This window comes from Dehalococcoidales bacterium, assembly GCA_028716225.1.
GTDB lineage: Bacteria > Chloroflexota > Dehalococcoidia > Dehalococcoidales > UBA5760 > UBA5760.
Genome location: JAQUQE010000016.1, coordinates 21,149 through 35,686 on the forward strand (window position 1 = coordinate 21,149; position 14,538 = coordinate 35,686).

Sequence of the window (14,538 nt, forward strand, 5' to 3'; positions counted from 1 at the left end):
TCGAACAGGGATGTAAGGGAAAATGCAAAGCAAGCAAAAAGAAGAAGAACAGACTGTAGAGAGATTTATAGGAATCAGCAAAGGAACACGTAGCAGAAACGGCGCATCGCGTTCTAGAATATCGGCAAGAGAAGACAAGTTTCATTTACTGGCATCGGATATACCGGACGTACTGTGGAAGATAGATAGCAACAACTATATCATATATATCAGCGAGAATGTGGAAGCGATTACCGGATATACCGCAGAAGAAGAATGCACGATGGGTCCCTCTCTGAACTGGATCGATAGGGTTCATCCCGACGATGTCAAAGAATACGTAGCTGCCAACGATGCCCTGTTCGAAAAGGATAAGACCTTCAATATTGAATACCGCTTCAGGAGAAAGGACGGGGAGTGGGTCTGGATACATGACAGAGCCGTAGTTACCTATGATGAGGACGGGAAGAAGTATGCCAGCGGCGTACTCTCTGATATCACCGAGCGCAAGCAGGCGGAGCTAAACATTAAAGATCTGAAGGAGAAATATGAGGCCCTGATCAAGAACATACCCGACGCAATATATTCCAGTCTACCCGATGAGAAAAACACGTCGATTTTTCTATCCGACCGATATCAGGACTGGACAGGCTACTCTCCTCAAGATGGCTATAAAGACCCCGAAACGTGGCTGAAATCAATTCATCCCGAAGACAGGGAGTGCGCAACCAAGGCCTACATCGAAGCCTGTAAAAAGAGGAAGGAGTTTATTTGTGAATACAGGGTGGTTCATAGAAACACCGGGCAGGTGCGTTGGGTTAGGGATCACGGTGTGCCTATCAAAGACGAAAAAGGCAATATCATACGCTACGACGGCATACTCACCGACATAACCGAACACAATCAGCTCAAGGAAGACCTGGAGTTTTATATCAGGGAAACGACTATCGCTCAAGAACAAGAGCGAAAACGAATCTCCCGCGAGCTGCACGATGAGACGGCCCAATTGATAGCCAATCTGTACAACAGAATTAATGTGATCCTGATGAATGAAAAATTAACAAAGCGTACTGTTGAGAGATTAGAACAGCTTCGTTCTGAGGTTGATGTGATATTGGAAGGAGTACGCCGATTTAGCCACAATCTGCGTCCCGGACTCCTGGACCAGTTCGGATTGATCCCCTCACTGGCATTGCTCAGTGAGGAGGTCATCGATCAGGGAATATTGGACTGTAGCTTGAATATCGCCGGTCATGAACAACGACTGTTACCCGAAAAAGAGATAATACTATTCCGCATTACGCAAGAGGCGCTACGGAATGTGGTAAAACATTCTAAAGCGACCAAGGTCGTGATAGATATCGCCTTCTACAACGGGAGCGTCAGGCTCAAAGTCACCGATAATGGCCAGGGGTTCAAGGTACCCGGTATACTCAGTAGTTTCGCCCGCGACGGTAAATTGGGACTAATGGGTATGCAAGAAAGGTTGCACCTGTTCAACGGGAGACTGAGCATTCACTCTGACAAAGGCCAAGGTACCGTTATCACTGCCGACATACCATTATAATACCCCTCCGGAAATATTACCGATACGCACCTATTACCAGATTCGCGGAACGACGGCTGGCTCCTCGCTATAACAAAAACCATTACCCGAAATTAACCCAAACCAACGATTTCAACATGAGCCATTCTATGAGAAGATATCCCTAAATGCGCATGGTAATTCCAGACTATTTAAGAGTAGACTTTGCTTTTCAACCTCCTTACTGACTGGTGGTTCGGCGCTGCTTATCAGTAGCGCCGAACCCTGTGGGGTTTTGGAGTACTGAAAAGCGATTAAATTATAAATTACTTTGACGGATATCAAGTAAATCGGCTACGGACATTACCCAGAATGAAAAAGTATATTCTATGGCTGATGGCAGGAGGTAGCGAATGTAGCAGGGTTCAATTCAATCATAGAAGCAAATTACAGTTCCAGAAAGGAGATTTGTAATGAAAAACAAAAAAATGCTAAAGATCATGATCGGCGTCTCACTGGTAGTAGTGATGGCAATTGCCATACCGCTGACGACCGGATGTACCAGTCAAGCCCCGACACCGGAACCGACGCCCACTCCTACCCCGGGAGAACCGACACCGACTCCGGAACCGGCACAGGACCTGCCGATATACGAGTGGCGAATCACCAGCCCCTTCGGTGCTCCGGACACTGAGGAGGACATGAGGTTAAACTACGCTGACATCCTGGAAGAGATGAGCGGCGGGCGAATCAAGGCCACGGTCTATGAACCGGGCGAGCTGGTCCCGGAGGGTGAAGTAGTGGCCGCCGTCAGGTCGGGCACCATTGACATCGGCTGGTGGTACGCTACCGCCGGTGCCGAGACGCTCTTCAGGGACATCGAGTGCGGCATGCCGTTTGAGACATCCTGCCCCTCCGAGATGCAGAGTCTGTTCACAAGACGGGGGCTGGCAGAGCTTACTGCTGACTCCTACGCTGATATCGGCGTCCACTACATCAGAAACGCCATGACCGATCCCTTCAACGTGATCGCGACAAAACCGATTACAAGCTATTCGGATTTTCAGGGTTTGAAGATGAACGCCACCGGACCGATGGCTCCTCCCTTTGTCGGGGCCGGCTGCTCAACAGTGGTCTTCCCCGTTGAAGAGTTCTACCTGACCGGTCAGACCGGTGTTGTCGACGCCCTCTTCTGGGCCGGGGCAACCGAGTACACCGGCATGAAGCTCTATGAGGTCTACCCGTATATAGTAATGCCCTGCCTGGTCGACTGCTGTAACTCGTCAATACTGATGAACCAGGAACTGTGGGATTCGCTACCCTCCGATATCCAGGCTATTGTCTACTACGCCACCGAGCACATGAGTGAACACTGTTTCATCAAGAGGTTCAACGGCCAGAGCACCGACATCAAGAACTGGGAACACATCATAACCTTGGACGACGAGTCGATCCAGAAGCTGTACGAGCATGAACTGGAGTAGTGGTACCGGCTAGCGACGCTGGATGCACGGAATGCCCAGGGAATCCAGATTCTGCTTGAGTACCAGCTCGAGCTGGAGGAGATGAACTTTACGCACCGTGCCTACAGATTGGACACGCAGCCGATCAAAGACCTCCTGGCACGTGTAAAAGCGCTCTAACCACTAACCAGAAACGTAGTATTTAACAGTATAGGAAATATTGTTCGCGGAATGATCCTCCTCCCCCGGGTCAAAAACCCTAACCGGGGGAGGAGGTGATTGTGGTGATTGCTTATTCAAGGAGTTAAAATGCCCAGGGTATTAGCGAACTACGTACGATATATCGATACAATGAACCGGAAGGTGGGAGTGGGAGTCGGTTATGTCGTCCTCGTCATAATCGGTATCCTGCTCGTTGAAGCCATCCGAAGGTACGGATTTAACATGCCCACCGTATGGTCCATTGAAGTCTCGCAGTTTCTGTTCGGGGCCTACTTTATTGTCGGCGGCGGGTATGCTCTTCTCAGCGGCGGCATGGTCAGGATGGATATCCTCTACTCCCGGTGGTCGCCACGGAAGAGAGCGATCATAGACGCTGCCATGTTTGTTTTCATGGTCATCTACTTAGTCGCTACTCTAATGGCATGTACCGAACATGCTATAATATCAACCTCTATGCTGCAACACAGCGGCAGCCCTTGGCGCCCTCCGCTATACCCGATCAAGATTATCATAACGATCGGAGTCTTCCTGTTGCTCCTGCAAGGAATATCCTGCTTCATTAGGGATATCGCTACTATTCGAGGAAAGCCACTACCATGAGTATACAGATAATTGCTTTAGTAATGTTCGCCTCAATGGCAATGCTTCTCATCAGCGGGCGTTATATCTTCGTCGCCGTAGGCAGCATCGGTGCTATCTTTGCCATCGCCCTGTGGGGTACCGGCGGCATTGATATGGCCTTCTTCTCCGCCTACAGCTTCATGAAGTGGTACGTTCTACTGGCCATCCCTCCCTTCATCTTTATGGGGTTGATTCTATCCAAGTCAGGAGTAGCCGACGACCTCTACGACATGATACATAAGTGGTTTGGCGGCATTGCCGGCGGCCTGGCCATGGGAACGATAGGCATCAGCGCCCTGATAGCCGCCATGGTCGGAGAGGCTACCTGCGGTACGGTGACGGCAGGTCTTATCGCCATGCCCGCCATGCTCAAGCGGAAGTACAACAAGCTGATGGTGACCGGGGTTGTCCAGGCAGGCGGCGCCCTCGGTTTTCTTATTCCGCCCAGCGTAGTCTTCATCATCTACGGGATAATCGCCAGGGTCTCCATCGGGCACCTGTTTCTCGCCGGCGCCATACCCGGCATCCTGTTGGCGGTGATGTACGTTATCTATATCGGCGTAAGGTGCCGCCGGAACCCCAGTATGGGTCCACCACTGCCGGTTGAAGAACGGGTCAACTGGAAAGGAAAATTCGTCTCGCTGAAAAGCGGTATTGCCCCCATAATCCTTATCTTTACCGTCCTCGGTCTGCTCTTTATGGGAGTAACCACCGTAATGGAATCTGCCGCGGTCGGAGCGGTAGGCGCTATAGTATGTGCCGCAATCCACCGGAAGCTAAGCTGGTCGGTTGTCAAGATAGCTATGGCGGAAACACTGAGAGTTTCCTGCCTCTTCCTCTGGATTCTGGTAGCTGCCCTGCTTTTTTCTTCCGTCTATGATGGCCTGGGTGCCGTCAAGATTCTCGAGCCACTGTTCCTCTCTCTGGGAAACCCGGTATTAGTACTCGTGATGATGCAGGCTAGCTTTATCGCGATGGGGACATTCCTAGATGACACCGCAATGCTTCTTATCGTCGCCCCGCTTTACATCCCGATAGTGGCAACTCTGGGTTACGACCTGGTCTGGTACGGCGTCCTTTATGTAATTACCTGTGAGATGGCATACCTGACACCGCCATTCGGCTACACCCTGTTCATCATGAGAGGTATCGTTCCCAAAGAAATTACCATGGGGGATATCTACCGGTCGGTGATACCGTTCGTGATCATTCAGGGCGTCTGCCTGGCTCTGGTATTCGCCTTCCCGCAAATAGCCCTATGGTTGCCCAACCTGATTATGGGTGGGTAAAGCAGCTTAAAATGAGAAGTGAAGGAGAGTTTCATAGCCAACATCGAGACGCTCTCCTTCACTTCTCAGGTAGTAGATTATTGTTACGGAAATAACATCTTGAGGGAATATATCCACCCCAGGATAAACCTTAGAGAACGGAGTGAAAAATGGGAAAACTAGAGGGGAAAATAGCGATTGTAACCGGAGCTGCCAGAGGTAATGGCGAAGGGGCAGCCAGGGTGATGGCAAGAGAGGGGGCTACCGTAGTGCTGACCGATGTTCTGGACATAGTCCACGATACGGCCAAGAGCATCGTTAATAACGTTCATAAGGCCGTTTCTTTCAAGGTAGACGTCACCAAGCCGGCTGAGGTCGGCAGTGTCGTTCAGGAAGTGCTGAAAAGGTTCGGCCGGGTGGAGATACTGGTTAATAATGCCGGCGTGCTTAAACTGGTACCCCTTGTCGATATGACGGATGACATTCTGGACAGGATGTTTAATATTAATGTCAAAGGTATGTTCATCTGCACCAGGGCCGTACTCCCCGGTATGATAGAGAGGAAGTACGGTAAGATAGTGAATATGTCATCGGTTACCGGGCCAATCGTTGCCGATGCGGGCGAAACAGACTATGCGGCTACCAAAGCAGCCGCTTGGGGTTTTACCAAAGCGCTGGCCATGGAGGTCGCCGCATACGGAATAAACGTGAACGCAATCTGCCCTGGGATGATTGAGACCGACATGGTAAGACAAATGGCGAGAGAGACAAACCCGGCAGACCCGGACAGCGTCATAAAAACGATGGCCAGAGGAATTCCTATGGGCCGACTGGGTACAATTGAGGAGCTGGGCGAACTGGTGGCATTTCTCGCATCGGAAGAGTCAAGGTACCTGACGGGTACATCCATCGTTATTGATGGAGCCAGTACCTTACCCGAGTCCAACGTAATGGGGGTCTCCTGTTAATCATCTCCTCAACTCTAAATGGGCCCTATGACGTAATCCTTGCATAAACCGGCTGGCTACAGGTATACTGGAAACGAAGCCGACCCCCTATCAGTGTAAACTGAATGGCGTCTATGGCTTATTACCGCAGTAGTTGGCTGCCCGAGAGGTGATTAACAGTGATTTTCGGCCGGAAGCGAAAAGGAAGCAGCACGCTAAAAGACAACCTCGCGGAGTGGCGGGAAATAAGGGAAGGTAAGAGGATTGCTGTCGATCCGGACGAAGGGCAGGAAAAAGATGGCCAGTGCTTCGTTGTAACAGCAGTCTACGGAACTCCACTGGCCCAAGAAGTAAACACCATGCGCTCCTTCAGGGATGAGTTCCTGTTGCGTTACAAGGCGGGCAGGCTGTTTGTCAGCACCTATTACAGGGTAAGCCCTCCCGCAGCCCGATTCATATCCAGCCGCAGACACATGAGAAGCTTCCTGAGAACAGTGCTTCTGGCACCCATGGTGAGCATGGTAAAAATGACCAGCAGCCGATGGTCACGCTAGCCGGGGAAAAGACTAATCTTCAACTACCCAGTATCTCATCCACCAGCCGGCTGACATAACCGGCGATTGCTGGTGATGAGGTTAGTCCCGGTGATTCTATACCAACCAGATTAACGAAACCGGGTAGCCCTCTTTTGTACTCATGTTCTATTACGAAGTCACGCTGGCCCTCTCCTTTATCCTGAAGCATCGCCAGTATGCCTGATGTCTCGGGGGCTAAATCAGACGGCTCGATAAACGGCAGGGCTTTCATCATGCTTGACTCCAGAAAGGCGTACTTCCTGGAGTCATCAACCTTATAGCCTATCTCGTCAACGTAGTAGAAATGAGGGCCGAGACGTAGTCTCCAATCAACGTCGAAGCAAACATGCACCCCGACACTGATATCCGTAGGCACAGGGTATATCAACCTGTTAAGCAGCTTATTCTTAACGCCGCTTACACTGTAATACTCCCCTTTACACCAGTGCAGGTGATATCCCGCCTCTTCCAAATCTATCCCCGCCATCTCAGCCACTTTGTCGCTATACAGTCCGGCACAATTTATGATTACCCTGCTTATGAAGGAAAAATCACCTGACGCATCATTGACACTGATTTGATAGCCATCGGGCTGTTTTTCTATGCCGTTGACCTCGGTCTTATACACTACCTGCACGCCGTTTTCCCTGGCCCTGGCGAAAAAGTAGTTCATCAGGGCATAAGAGTCTACGATACCTGTAGTCGGTGAGAGGAATGCGGCCATTCCTTTCAAATTCGGCTCGAGCTGTCTCATTTCCTTACCGGAAAGCATTTGCAGCGGGACACCGTTATCCCGGCCTCTTAGATATAGCTTTTCTAATTCACGGGATTCCATCTCGTTAGTGGCGACGATTATTTTGCCACATTTCCGGCAGGCTATCCCGTTCTTTTCACAGAGTTCGTATAAAAGGCTGTTGCCTTCCAGACACAGCTTCGCTTTCAAGGAACCTCTGTCATAGTAGATACCGGCATGAACGACCTCGCTGTTACGGGAGCTCTGTTCCTGTCCGAACTTTTCATTTTTCTCCAGCAGATAGACCTCTCTACGACCCTTTGCTACCATTGAAGCTACGGCCAGCCCGACTACGCCAGCCCCAATGATAGTAACATCAACTCGATGCGCCATATGACAACTCCTCAAATTAATATGAAATAACCCGCAAATTCGCGCCTAAGCAGGTCGACCAGTGTCTTTTCCATGTAGCACTGGCGTTTTGCCGGACGTGTCACAATTATAACACATCGGCGTACTGCTTGAGCTTGAAAGACTGCCCCGGCACCCCATTTCAGCAACTATCAAGCGTTACTGATAGATTGTCCTTTATGATTCCGTGCATTCCGTTGTACAATACCTTAATACAATACCTCATGGTTATATCTTTACGACGACCCGTATTACGTAGGAGATGCTGACCAATGACCGCCGTCAGAATGATCGTCTGCTGTAAGCAGGTACCCGACCCCGAAGCACCGCCGGAGAGCTTCAGGATTAACCCCGAACTTAACAGAATAGTGCTACCGCCGGGCGTATCGGCAGTAATTGACCCTTATGCTGAACGTGCTTTGGAAGCGGCGCTCAGAGTTAAGGATGATCAGGGAGGCACAATCACCGTACTGAGCCTGGGTACCAACCTCTTACCGGATGTGGTAATAAAACCCCTGTCCATGGGGGCTGATGAGCTAATCCTGCTCGATGACGAAGCCTTCGCCGGGGGTGATAGCTGGTCAACAGCCTATGCACTATCGATGGCCATCAAAAAAGTAGGCGACTATGACCTTATCTTCTGCGGCCGGCAGGCTTCGGATTGGGACGCCGGGCAGGTGGGCCCGGGCATCGCTGAGATGCTGGGGCTGCCCCTCGTAACCATCGCCAGAAAGATAACGGTCGGCAACGGGAAGGCAACGGTTGAGAAGGTCACCGATGATGGATATGAAGTGGTTGAGGTATCCCTGCCCGCCCTGGTCACGGTAAGCAATGAAGTCGGTGAGCCCCGGTACCCTACCATAAAGGGAATAATGGGGGCCAGGAAGAAAGAGCCGGTTATCTGGAAACCAGACGACATCGGGGCCGAATCTTCCTGGATAGGTGCCGCGGGTTGCCGCACGAAGCTGCTGAAGCTATTCCAGCCGGTTCACGAAGGGAAATGTGAAATCATCGAAGGTGACAGCCCCGGGGAAGCGATAGCTAACCTGGTTGCAAAACTGAAGGAAGCCAGAATAGTATGAATGCAAAGGAATTGGGACCCGCTTTGAGCGTCCTGCACCGTAGTTAAAGGGCAGGTCCCGATGAGCAAATACGAAGAGAGGGTAGTTAGCATTGGCTGAATATAAAGGGGTGATGATCTTCGGCGAAGTCAGAGAGGGGAAACTGGCGGCAGTAACTACGGAACTGCTGGGCTGCGGCCGGAACCTGGCTGATGCGCTGGGTCAGGAATTATATTGCCTGCTGGTAGGCAATGATATCACCAGCCTGGCCGGGGAAGCAATTGCCTATGGCGCAGACAGGGTATACGTAGTCGATACCCCACCAATGAAGGACTACGACACAGATTTATATCTATCAGTCTCGGAAAAGGTAGCGAGGCAGGTAATGCCCTGCATTGTACTTTTCGGACAGACCGCTATCGGCCGTGACCTGGGGCCCTGCCTGGCCTTCCGGCTGGGTACGGCAATCTCCACGGACTGCGTCGAGCTGGCTATCGAACCTGGCTCAAAACTGTTGCTACAAACCAAGCCTGTTTACGGTGACAATGCCCGGGCTACCTTTACCTGTGAGTCCTATCCCCAGATGGCTACGGTTAGAGCCAGGGTAATGTCCTCTCCGGAGCGAGACGGTTCCAGAGAGGGGCAGATTATTAATGTTGAGGCTTCCTTAGACGCTCCGTCCGTAAGAACTAAGGTAATCAAGAGGGTGGTCGAAGAATCGACAGGGATAAAGCTTGAGGATGCTAACGTGGTAGTCTGCGGAGGCAGAGGCATCGGCAGCGCTGAAGGTTTTAAGAAGCTGGAGAAACTGGCTGAGATATTGAAGGGTGCCGTGGGTGCCAGTAGACCGCCATGCGACAACGGCTGGGTGTCGAATAGCCTGCTAGTCGGCCTGACGGGTAAGATCATCGCCCCCGACCTTTATATCGCTGTTGCCCTCTCCGGCTCCAGTCAGCATATGACCGGTTGCTCTGGAGCTAGGAATATCGTGGCGATAAACAAAGACCCCGAAGCTAACATATTCAAGGAAGCGACGCTGGGGATAATCGGGGACTGGGAGGAGTTGCTGCCCGTTTTTACCAACAAGATTGAGGAACTAATGGCAGGACGGAAAAAGGACAGGTAGACATCGGAATGGAGACGAGCGCACATCTGGTAACTCCGCTCAAAGAAGTGGCGGACATCATAAATGAGGAAGGCGGCGAAATCCTCAATCTATGCTACCAGTGCGGTACCTGCACGGCAGTGTGCCCGTGGAATAGGGTGAGGGATTTTATCGTCCGCCGTATAATACGCCGGGGCCAGCTGGGCCTGATTGATTTCGAAGGTGAGGATATATGGCTGTGTGCTACCTGCAACAGCTGCGTGAAGCGATGCCCCCGCGGTGTGGAAATAGTAGACGTTATGCGGGCCCTGCGCCGGGTCGTTACCGAGATGGGTATTGCCCGGGTCCCCGATTCACTACGACTCACCATCAAGAATATCTCCGCAACGGGCAATCCGTTAGGCGAAGCTCCGGATAAGCGGGCCGATTGGGCCAAAGACCTTGACGTGAAGCCATATAGCGAGGGAACCGAGATATTGTACTTCCCCTGCTGCATCCCGGAATATGATGCCAGTGTTCGGAGGGTGGCCCGGGCTGCCGTCAATATCCTGAAAAAAGCCGGAGTCGACTTCGGTATACCGGGTAGTAAGGTAAACTGCTGTGGTGAAAGTGTCCGTAAAGCCGGCGACGAGAAGGTCTTCGAGCGCCTCGCCAGGAGTAACATCCGTACTTTTGCCGAAATGGGAGTTAAAAAGGTGGTTACCTCATCCCCACACTGCTACCACACCTTCAGGAATGAATATCCCGGGCTGGGAGGTGACTTCGAGACTATTCATTTATCCCAGTATCTGCTTGAACTTATCAGGGAAAACCGCTTAAGCTTTAGCAGAGAAGTAAACAAAAAGGTTGCCTATCACGACCCCTGCTATCTGGGGCGTTATAACGATATCTACGAGGAGCCGCGCCAGGTACTGGAGAGCATCCCCGGTCTGGAATTGATCGAACTGCCGGATTGTCGGGAAAACAGCTTGTGTTGCGGTGGCGGCGGCGGCCGGATATGGATGGAAACCAAAAGCGGCGAGAGGTTTTCCGACATGCGAGTAGAACAGGCTCTTGCTGCAGGCGCTGATGTCCTGGCCGTGGCATGCCCCTACTGTATGCTCAACTTCGACGATAGCGTGACGACTATGGAAAAGGGTGATTTTATCGAGATCAGGAGTATTTCAGAATTAGTAAGCGAAGCAATCTAGCCAGCAGTATTACGGGAAATAAACCGCGCATCGGCGTATATGTCTGTCACTGCGGCAGCAATATCGCCGGAACTGTAGATACGGAAGAACTAACCGGGTTCGCCCGTGGTTTAGACTCGGTGATAGTAGCCCGCGACTATGTCTTCATGTGCTCCGAGCCCGGGCAGGAAATGATCGGCAAAGATATCAGGGACCTGGGCCTTAATCGGGTAGTGGTAGCTGCCTGCTCTCCGATAATGCACGAGTCCACCTTCCGCAGAACATGTCAGAAAGCGGGGCTGAATCCGTATTTAATCGAAATAGCCAATATTCGCGAGCAGTGCTCCTGGGTGACCGAGAACAAGCAGATGGCGACGGAGAAGGCCAAAGCCCTGCTGAATGCCGCTGTAAAGCGGGTTTACTATCACCAACCTCTGGAAACCAGGAAGATACCGTTTAATCCCAATACTCTGATAGTAGGCGGCGGCATCGCCGGTATCAGAGCCGCGCTGGAAATCGCCGATTCCGGACACAAGGTCTATCTGGTCGAACGAAGCCCCAGTATCGGCGGACATATGATGCAACTGGACAAGACGTTCCCCACCCTGGACTGCTCGGCTTGCATCCTCACCCCAAAGATGACTGAAGCAGGAAATCATCCCTATATTGAGCTCATGAGCTACAGCGAGGTGGTAGAAGCTTCGGGTTACATCGGGAATTTCAGGATTAGAATTCGAAAAAAGGCACGGTATGTCAACGGCGACAGGTGTAACGGCTGTGGTTTGTGTCAGGAGAAATGCCCCTCGAAGGTCGATAGCGAGTTTGAGGCCGGCATGGGTAAGAGGAAGGCTATCTATACCCCGTTCCCCCAGGCCGTACCCAACATACCGGTCATCGACGCCGATCACTGCACCTATTTCCTGAAAGGTACCTGCCGTCTTTGTGAGGAGGTCTGTGAGGCGGGTGCGATCGATTTCGGGCAGGAAGATGAAATAGTCGAGGTGGAGGCAGGCTCAATAATCTTAGCCACCGGATACAGCGTGTTCGACCCTGTTGCCATCCACCAGTATGGCTACCGGCGACTGGATAACGTTATTACCAGCCTCGAGTTCGAGAGGCTGGTCAACTCATCCGGTCAGACGGGCGGCAATATAGTGCTGAAAGACGGCTCCGTCCCCCGGAGCATTGCTATCATTCAATGTGTGGGCAGTCGGGACAGGAACTACCATGATTACTGCTCCCGGGTGTGCTGTATGTACGCCCTTAAGTACGCCCACCTGATAAAAGAGAAAACCGGCGCCGAAGTGTATCAGTACTATATCGATATGCGCTGCTTCGGCAAGGGCTACGAGGAATTCTATGAGCGTATTGCCGGCGAAGGGGTCAGCTTCATACGCGGCAAGGTGGGTGAAGTTACCGACAGGGCCCTTAATGACGAGGAGAAGGGTAGACTGGTTGTGGTAGCCGAAGATACTCTGCTGGGATCGATGATAAGGGTGCCGGTGGATATGGTTATCCTGTGTACCGCTATGGAACCGCAGCAAGATGCTGAGGCCGTGGCCCGGCTCTTCAATATCAGCCGGAGTGCCGACGGCTTCTTTTTGGAGAGGCACCCCAAGCTGGATCCGGTAGCCACCAGCAGCGAGGGTATTTTTGTGGCCGGTTGCTGCCAGAGCCCCAAGGACATTCCCGATACCGTCGCTCAAGCCTCGGCAGCGGCGGCTCGCATTCTGTCCCTGATCAGTAAAGGTGAGGTAGAGATCGAGGCAGCTATCGCCAGCATTGATGAGAAGCTTTGCTCCGGATGCGGGATATGCGGATCCCTCTGCCCTTACAGTGCTATCTTGCTCGATGAGGAAAAGAAGTTTTACAAAGTAAATGAAGCCTTGTGTAAAGGCTGCGGCACGTGCGTTGCTGCCTGCCCTGTCAGCGCTATTACCGGCAGGCATTTTACCGCCGAGCAAATCATGGCTGAAATCGAGGGCCTGTTGATATGAGCTTCGAGCCCGTAATCACCGTTTTTATGTGTAACTGGTGCTCCTACCGCGGCGCTGACCTGGCAGGGACTTCCCGCATGAAATACGCCCCCAATGTTCGGCCGATAAGGGTTAAGTGCAGCGGCCGGGTGGAGCCGACCTTCATCGTGAAGGCACTTCAGGCCGGTGCCGACGGGGTGCTGGTCCTTGGTTGCCATCCCGGGGATTGCCACTATACCGACGGCAACTACAAAGCAATGCGACGCATGGCATTGCTTACCCGGATGCTCGAGCAGCTCGGCATCGAAAAAGAGCGCGTATCCCTGGACTGGGTCTCTGCCTCCGAGGGTAACCGGTTTGTCTCAATCGTTAACGACATGACAGCCAGGATAAGAAAGCTCGGTCCCCTGGTCAAGGAATCATAATGACTGATAAAGGCCGAGGTTTCTTACGGATTCCCAGCTTTTATTATTACCTTTTTTACTATTCCTCTATCTTCTTTAGTACTTCCGGATTTAGTAAGTTCTCCAAACATACAACAGCTTTGTTATAGGAGTCTTCTAGCTTAAACCAATCTAAATCAATAGCTGAATCTTTGCTCATATGACACTTGTCATCAGATATAGTTGACCTTATAGCGATACTAGCTAATCTGAATGCGCCCAGAGCGTGCGACATTATACCACGTACCTCGTTATCCAGATAGATTGACGCTGCCACCTTAGCTTTCAAATAAGAATCCTCTTTTGTTACAACCTCATCTATATACTCTTGGTAGGTAGACGGAGCGTAATTCCCATAACGGTTCACAGCAAAATAGCAATCAACCAACGAGGTAAATAGATTATTTAAAGCGTCAATCTTCCTCCCCAAAAAGTAATCAGCGTACCACCTTTTTTCTTCGGACCCTCTCTTTCTTGATTCATTACGTTGCGTTAACCAAACAGCCAATAGAGTGCTAGCAGCAGTTATTATCGGTGTGACTATAGCAATTATCGTTGTATCCATTTTGGAGACGCTCCCCCTTACTCAGGTAGAACGATTCTATCCCCATACAGCATGGGTGTCAATAAGATCTATGTTTGCAGAGAGGACTGATGAGAGGATTCGGTTGAAATAACCGATGTTTTTCCGAATGGTGGGCTAACGTGTACAATAGGCAGAACTTTCAGCCTAACCTTCGCTCTTGAGCTCTAGAATACTTACCCGATAATCACTACAGCGCATTATAAGGCTTAACAGCCCAGTAATAAACCCTTCTGCTATTTACAGCAGAGGGGTTTTCTTTTTATCCCACTCAAAACGCTATCCGTAAAACCATCATGTAAATATAGGTTCATTCTGAAATTAAACATTAGCGCTTTTTGTTCAATACTGAAGCTGTAAACATAAAGCGCACCTTAACAGTTGAATAGAACGAAACCTTGACCTGAGCGCTTGCCCTAGTAATGACAGGGGGGATAAGCGAATGACTACAGCGTTA

13 protein-coding genes are annotated in these 14,538 nt (G+C 51.1%); 11 read left to right on the plus strand and 2 right to left on the minus strand.

Going from position 1 to position 14,538, the window contains the following annotated elements; genetic code table 11:
• The first annotated feature begins 22 nt into the window (after window positions 1–22).
• From PHI12_09290 to PHI12_09315, 6 genes are all read left to right on the plus strand, one after another.
• Window positions 23–1,546 (plus strand): PAS domain-containing protein, encoded by a 1,524-nt coding sequence (locus PHI12_09290; GenBank protein ID MDD5510993.1) that lies wholly within the window; start codon window positions 23–25, stop codon window positions 1,544–1,546.
• Between the two features lie 431 nt (window positions 1,547–1,977).
• A complete protein-coding gene (dctP, locus tag PHI12_09295; protein MDD5510994.1) occupies window positions 1,978–2,988 on the plus strand; it encodes a TRAP transporter substrate-binding protein DctP in 1,011 nt (336 codons plus the stop codon).
• Between the two features lie 288 nt (window positions 2,989–3,276).
• Window positions 3,277–3,789, plus strand: a complete 513-nt coding sequence (locus PHI12_09300) for a TRAP transporter small permease subunit (GenBank protein ID MDD5510995.1) — start codon at window positions 3,277–3,279, stop codon at window positions 3,787–3,789.
• Entirely contained in the window at window positions 3,786–5,099 is a 1,314-nt protein-coding gene (locus PHI12_09305; protein MDD5510996.1) for a TRAP transporter large permease subunit, read from the plus strand. The genes PHI12_09300 and PHI12_09305 overlap by 4 nt, the downstream gene beginning before the upstream one ends.
• Window positions 5,100–5,248: 149 nt before the next feature.
• On the plus strand, window positions 5,249–6,046 hold the full coding sequence (locus PHI12_09310) for a glucose 1-dehydrogenase (protein ID MDD5510997.1): 798 nt from the start codon (window positions 5,249–5,251) through the stop codon (window positions 6,044–6,046).
• Window positions 6,047–6,204: 158 nt separating this feature from the next.
• A complete protein-coding gene (locus tag PHI12_09315) occupies window positions 6,205–6,579 on the plus strand; it encodes a hypothetical protein (protein ID MDD5510998.1) in 375 nt (124 codons plus the stop codon).
• A gap of 19 nt (window positions 6,580–6,598) precedes the next feature.
• On the opposite strand, the gene PHI12_09320 is transcribed toward PHI12_09315, so the two are convergent.
• Entirely contained in the window at window positions 6,599–7,726 is a 1,128-nt protein-coding gene (locus PHI12_09320) for an NAD(P)/FAD-dependent oxidoreductase (protein ID MDD5510999.1), read from the minus strand.
• 290 nt (window positions 7,727–8,016) lie between these two features.
• On the opposite strand from PHI12_09320, the gene PHI12_09325 reads away from it, so the two are divergent.
• The 5 genes from PHI12_09325 (at window position 8,017) to PHI12_09345 (ending at window position 13,480) form a co-directional block, all read left to right on the plus strand.
• On the plus strand, window positions 8,017–8,826 hold the full coding sequence (locus tag PHI12_09325) for an electron transfer flavoprotein subunit beta/FixA family protein (protein ID MDD5511000.1): 810 nt from the start codon (window positions 8,017–8,019) through the stop codon (window positions 8,824–8,826).
• 91 nt (window positions 8,827–8,917) lie between these two features.
• Window positions 8,918–9,931 carry an electron transfer flavoprotein subunit alpha/FixB family protein gene (locus PHI12_09330; protein ID MDD5511001.1) on the plus strand — a complete coding sequence of 338 codons (1,014 nt, stop codon included), beginning with the start codon at window positions 8,918–8,920 and terminating at the stop codon, window positions 9,929–9,931.
• A gap of 8 nt (window positions 9,932–9,939) precedes the next feature.
• Complete coding sequence (locus tag PHI12_09335; GenBank protein ID MDD5511002.1) at window positions 9,940–11,100, plus strand: (Fe-S)-binding protein; 1,161 nt, start codon at window positions 9,940–9,942, stop codon at window positions 11,098–11,100.
• A 119-nt stretch (window positions 11,101–11,219) separates the two neighbouring features.
• Entirely contained in the window at window positions 11,220–13,076 is a 1,857-nt protein-coding gene (locus tag PHI12_09340; protein MDD5511003.1) for a CoB--CoM heterodisulfide reductase iron-sulfur subunit A family protein, read from the plus strand.
• Complete coding sequence (locus PHI12_09345; protein MDD5511004.1) at window positions 13,073–13,480, plus strand: hydrogenase iron-sulfur subunit; 408 nt, start codon at window positions 13,073–13,075, stop codon at window positions 13,478–13,480. The genes PHI12_09340 and PHI12_09345 overlap by 4 nt, the downstream gene beginning before the upstream one ends.
• 58 nt (window positions 13,481–13,538) lie before the next feature.
• Here PHI12_09345 and PHI12_09350 read toward each other — a convergent pair whose 3' ends face one another.
• Window positions 13,539–14,063, minus strand: a complete 525-nt coding sequence (locus PHI12_09350; protein ID MDD5511005.1) for a hypothetical protein — start codon at window positions 14,061–14,063, stop codon at window positions 13,539–13,541.
• Between the last annotated feature and the right edge of the window lie 475 nt (window positions 14,064–14,538).

What these genes read in the sequence shown, in the direction of transcription:
- PHI12_09290 (MDD5510993.1), top strand. Translation starts at nt 23, where the DNA reads ATGCAAAGCAAGCAAAAAGAAGAAGAACAGACTGTAGAGAGATTTATA.
- PHI12_09335 (MDD5511002.1), top strand. Translation starts at nt 9,940, where the DNA reads ATGGAGACGAGCGCACATCTGGTAACTCCGCTCAAAGAAGTGGCGGAC.
- dctP (MDD5510994.1), top strand. Translation starts at nt 1,978, where the DNA reads ATGAAAAACAAAAAAATGCTAAAGATCATGATCGGCGTCTCACTGGTA.
- PHI12_09350 (MDD5511005.1), bottom strand. Translation starts at nt 14,063, where the DNA reads ATGGATACAACGATAATTGCTATAGTCACACCGATAATAACTGCTGCT.
- PHI12_09305 (MDD5510996.1), top strand. Translation starts at nt 3,786, where the DNA reads ATGAGTATACAGATAATTGCTTTAGTAATGTTCGCCTCAATGGCAATG.
- PHI12_09325 (MDD5511000.1), top strand. Translation starts at nt 8,017, where the DNA reads ATGACCGCCGTCAGAATGATCGTCTGCTGTAAGCAGGTACCCGACCCC.
- PHI12_09310 (MDD5510997.1), top strand. Translation starts at nt 5,249, where the DNA reads ATGGGAAAACTAGAGGGGAAAATAGCGATTGTAACCGGAGCTGCCAGA.
- PHI12_09300 (MDD5510995.1), top strand. Translation starts at nt 3,277, where the DNA reads ATGCCCAGGGTATTAGCGAACTACGTACGATATATCGATACAATGAAC.
- PHI12_09345 (MDD5511004.1), top strand. Translation starts at nt 13,073, where the DNA reads ATGAGCTTCGAGCCCGTAATCACCGTTTTTATGTGTAACTGGTGCTCC.
- PHI12_09320 (MDD5510999.1), bottom strand. Translation starts at nt 7,726, where the DNA reads ATGGCGCATCGAGTTGATGTTACTATCATTGGGGCTGGCGTAGTCGGG.